Source organism: Psittacicella gerlachiana (assembly GCF_003585965.1).
GTDB lineage: Bacteria > Pseudomonadota > Gammaproteobacteria > Enterobacterales > Psittacicellaceae > Psittacicella > Psittacicella gerlachiana.
Window position 1 is genome coordinate 1 of sequence record NZ_NRJF01000130.1, and the last position, 4,495, is coordinate 4,495.

Annotated in this window: 4 protein-coding genes; 2 read left to right on the top strand and 2 right to left on the bottom strand. The window is 31.9% G+C overall.

Annotation, left to right across the window (positions count from 1 at the left end):
* Positions 1 to 34: 34 nt before the first annotated feature.
* Positions 35 to 652 carry a DUF805 domain-containing protein gene (locus CKF59_RS04885; RefSeq protein ID WP_119534850.1) on the bottom strand — a complete coding sequence of 206 codons (618 nt, stop codon included), beginning with the start codon at positions 650 to 652 and terminating at the stop codon, positions 35 to 37.
* A 1,045-nt stretch (positions 653 to 1,697) separates the two neighbouring features.
* On the opposite strand from CKF59_RS04885, the gene CKF59_RS04890 reads away from it, so the two are divergent.
* A complete protein-coding gene (locus CKF59_RS04890) occupies positions 1,698 to 2,105 on the top strand; it encodes a hypothetical protein (protein WP_119534851.1) in 408 nt (135 codons plus the stop codon).
* Between the two features lie 525 nt (positions 2,106 to 2,630).
* Here CKF59_RS04890 and CKF59_RS04895 read toward each other — a convergent pair.
* Positions 2,631 to 3,062: a hypothetical protein gene (locus CKF59_RS04895; protein WP_119534852.1), complete on the bottom strand. Its 432-nt coding sequence runs from the start codon at positions 3,060 to 3,062 to the stop codon at positions 2,631 to 2,633.
* 953 nt (positions 3,063 to 4,015) lie between these two features.
* On the opposite strand from CKF59_RS04895, the gene CKF59_RS04900 reads away from it, so the two are divergent.
* Positions 4,016 to 4,480: a hypothetical protein gene (locus CKF59_RS04900; RefSeq protein ID WP_119534853.1), complete on the top strand. Its 465-nt coding sequence runs from the start codon at positions 4,016 to 4,018 to the stop codon at positions 4,478 to 4,480.
* Positions 4,481 to 4,495 lie beyond the last annotated feature (15 nt).

The window sequence follows — 4,495 nt, forward strand, 5'->3', positions numbered from 1 at the left end:
GGTTTATTTCTTTATTTAGGTCTTAAAAATAGACTTAACGACGGTTTTTACTCGAGCTAGATTCTTGTTGTTTGTTATGCGGGTTCGTTTTATTATTTTGCCAATTAAAGTTGTTACTTGCTTTAGCTCTAGTTTCTTGAGCGAGTTTTTTATCAGTAGCACAAAGAATTAATGGAATAGGATAGAGAGCACATAGAGTAAGTAACAGATAGTTTTCTGTGAGCTTAGCAAATAAAGCTTGTGCTTGTGTACCAAAGTATCCTTGAACTCCCATAGTAGCGTTTAAGCTAATGCCAAAGGCTAATAATGAAATTAGATAAATAAAGGCTAAAGTCCACTTTTGGTTATTGGCATTTAAACGTCGACTAATCGCTGCGGTTGTCGGTAAAACAATTAAGCAAAGATAAGCTAAGTAAACAAGATTAACCGCAATTACAGTTGCGAGATTACTTGCAAAAGTTTGAGCAAAAAAGTTAATTAGTTTTGAACCTAAAATATAAAAAGCAAAACTGATAATTAAAGGAATACAGGCAAAACGCCAAAACATATAGAGATTTTCTTTACCACGATAATTAAAGTAGTATTGACGCTGATAATGAGCGAAAAAATTCTTTACAAAAGGTAAGTATTCGGGAAAGTCTTTATGTGACATAGTAATTTTCAAATAAGTAAAATTTTAAACGTCTTGATTATATCATGTCTAGATTAGAGCTAAGAATGATTTAAGTTGAGTAATAGAGAAGCAAAGGTAAGAAAAACTGAAGATAAATAAGGAGTGAAGATATAGGTAATAAAGCAGGAAAGGTGGGAGATAAGTCAAAAGATGATCAAAGTTGTTTTTAATAAAGAGATAATAAAATTAATAAATTTTTATAAGCATAAATTTAGATTATTAACCAATTAAGTAAAGCTTGAAAAGGGTACTATAGACACTAAAAAGATTAAGCTACATAAGTAAATAGATAAAATTATTAACAATAGAAGCCAGCTTAGTTCACTTTTTCGATAGAAGTAAACGAGCTGGCTTGGTGCTTATTTATTTTGAGCCACAACCGCAACCACAGCTACATGAACCTGGTTCGGTAGTACATTTACAAGTGGCAGCATCGCAACCACAACCACATGGACATTTTTCTTCAGCCATAAGTATCTCCTTAAATAATAGTTAAAGAAGAAAAGAAAGATTGTATCAATTATTTATGACAACCACATTGACATGAGTTATGCTCGCTAGTGCAATCGCAAGTTGCTGCAAGACAACCACAGCCACATGAACATTTTTCTTCAGCCATAAGTATCTCCTTAAATTGAAATTTAAATAAAAAAGTTAAGATTAATCTGAGTTATGCCTTATTTATGGCAACCACATTGGCAGGTGTTATGCTCGCTAGTGCAATCACAAGTAGCTGCAAGACAACCACAGCCGCATGAACATTTTTTTTCTGACATAGGAACTCCTTGATGTAAGTTAAGTTTATAGGGAAAGATAAGCCTCTAAAGTTAAGATGCTGTACGTATAAGGGGAAGATATAAACTTTAAGTTAGAGCTAAGCTAAAAGTTGAGTTTATTGTTTTGCTTAAGCTTAATTGAGATAAAGAATACAAGTAGAACCTCTATAGCTTGACAAAAACTCATAAATAAACAACAAAACAAAATACAGAATATTGAACAACAAGATAACAACGGAGATCTAGTTATGAAAATTAAATCAATTTTAGCTACTATGCTCGTAGTAACAACTACATTAGTATCTTTAAATGCTCAAGCAAGTACTAAAGATCCTGCAACCGCATATCAAGATTTTTATCAAATGTCAGTATCAACTGGAACAACTACTTATACAAATGAAAGTAAAAATCTTGTGATCGAAGAACAAAATGTTCCAGCTCAAATTTCTGTAGCAAGTACTGGAATAATTAATGTAGTATTGGGGAATAAACATGTAGCTCCTGTATTTTATAATGTAGGTAATGTAAGGATTCAAGCTCCAGCGGGAATGAAGTTACAAACAATTAACCAAGCTCTTAGTCAATTACAAATTGAGCAACAAGTTCCTGCAGTAAGTTATTTCCTCAAACAAGCAGAAATTTCTAAAAAACGTTAATTAAGCAATTAGCAGGATAAAGATAAAGTTATTGTACAAAGATAAAGTAAACGCTCCTCGTATAAACCGAGGGGCGTTTACTGTATCTGCACAAAGAGATAAATCTATACTGCACAAAGATAAGATTTAAAGTTAAGAGAGGACTTTTATTAGTTATAAATTAGGAGGAATTAGCAATAAAGCAAGATTTTAGATAACAAAAAAGTAACACCTAGAAAGATGTTACTTCGATGCACACACTTAATTTAACAAATAAATAATTTAAGGAAATTAAAGGAACAAATTTTTAAATTAAGGCATTTGCTTAAAGTAAAAATTAAATCGGTTCCTCTCATGGAATCTTTTGGCTATATTTTCCTCTTGCCCTCAGGAAATAAAAGATAGGATGAGGGGCGACCGATCTAATTAAATGATTAATTGGATATTTTAATCTTGGTTAAAGCATCCAATGCTTTTTTAGCCTCAAGAGGCTAAAAATAATTAAGCAAAATTGCCAGCTTAATTAAATCGGTGAAGAAATTTAGACTATTTACTATTAGCAGAAAGAAGAGTGTTTATTCCGAGTTTTGCTAATACTTGATTTGCTTGCGTTATCGTTGTTGCTTTGGTGGTGTAAACTGTAAGTGTACCCACAGTGTATTTGTTACTTAAAAGTTTGCTATTGTTAGTATGGATAGTTACTACTTGTCCTGATTTTTCAGTAAATAAGTATCCTTTTAAGTTCCCATTTTCTAAAGAAACTTCTTTATTTGCTTTACTGCTAGGCTTATACGAGTAATAAAGTTCTTGGGCTTTATTCTCAGTAGTTTGAGCAACACTTTTTGCTCCTTGACTAATGCTAGTACTTGCTTTGCTTAGATCTTGGCTAAAGGTATTACTACTAGTTGCAAAAGCTGGATTTACACTTAAAAGAGTAGCAATACTTAAAACAAATAATGATTTTTTAGTAAATGTCATATGAGCTCCTAAATTTGTTGTTAAGTAAAGTAAATACTTAACCCCCAAATATCAGGATCAAGGATATATGTATATCTTTGGCCTGAAACCAAAAGTTTCATTTAACTGGAAATAGCTTGAGGGAAGAAAAATATTCTTCTTTGCTTAAAGGATAATTTAATGTTGTTTGGTAATTAGAGTTAATTACTTAATTAACTTGGTTTGTGTTGTTGTTTTAAAAGTTGTTTGGTGTAACGATAAGAGGTTGGTAAAAAACTTGTAACCTTGGTAATCTAATTGCCTGTGGTAATTAACTTACCAAGACTACAAATTCAAAGGGTAACTAATAGTGATTGTTTGATTTTAATTTTTGTGAATCTAGTCAAGCTGACTAATTTTACATTTAAGTTATAAGCCTCAGAAAAAATTATTTCAAGAAATAAATTCTTAAGTTATTGATTTATCTTAATAAAGATTGGCAGAGATAAGTTAGTAAAAAATTAGCGAACCGAGAGGAATTTGCTAAAACTTCCGAAACTTTCGTACAAAATAAGCTTAAGAGATTTTAAAAGAAGCAAGGAGAGTAAAGGCTAGGAAGAGCTATTTTCAACAAATTCCTGAGTTTTTACATTGAAAAAATAAGTGAAAGCTGCAAAATTTTGTGAAAACTAAGAGAGGAATTGGGAGGTGAGGATAGGTCAATGAATATTGTAGGGAAAAAAAACATGTAGTAAAAAGAGATAAACTAGCAATATTTAGGAAAAGAGCATAAAAGAAGAAGTTCTATGTAGTTGGATTTATGAGGATTATTTGTCTTAAAAATCAAATGATAAATTTTCATTCCCTTGAAAATCTCGAGTTTAAAGCTTAAAACTTAACCACAAACCTTTTTATAGATTATTCTATATTATAGATTATTCTAGATGATTATTTTTGTATTATCACCACTTATTATTTAACAACAAGGCAACACTATGAAAAAATTATTAAATCTTTCTTTAACTGCAATTTTAGCGACAACTTTAATTGCTCCAAGTTTTGCGAACAATGTCCCAACGCAACAACCAACGCAACAACCAACCCAGCAACCTGCTCAAAAACCTGGACAACAGCCAGCACAACAACCTGGGCAAGGACAAAATTCTCAACCTAACGCAAGCAATAGTTCTCAACGTGGGAATTTCCAGTTCCGTCCAAATGGTGCTCCGACTAAAAGTGCAAGTGTGAAGTATTCAGAGCAAACTAAAATAGGTGGACACCTGTACCAAGAACAAGGTGGTCAGGTAGTAACTGTATATGGTAATGAAACCAATCCTCAATATCGCCAAAAATATATTAAAGATGGGGTTACGATTTACGCTACGGTAGGAATCACCGCAGGGCAAATTAATGCTATTTTACGTGATCTTGGTATCCAAGTACGTTTAAGCACAAGATAAAACTAATTAAGGTCT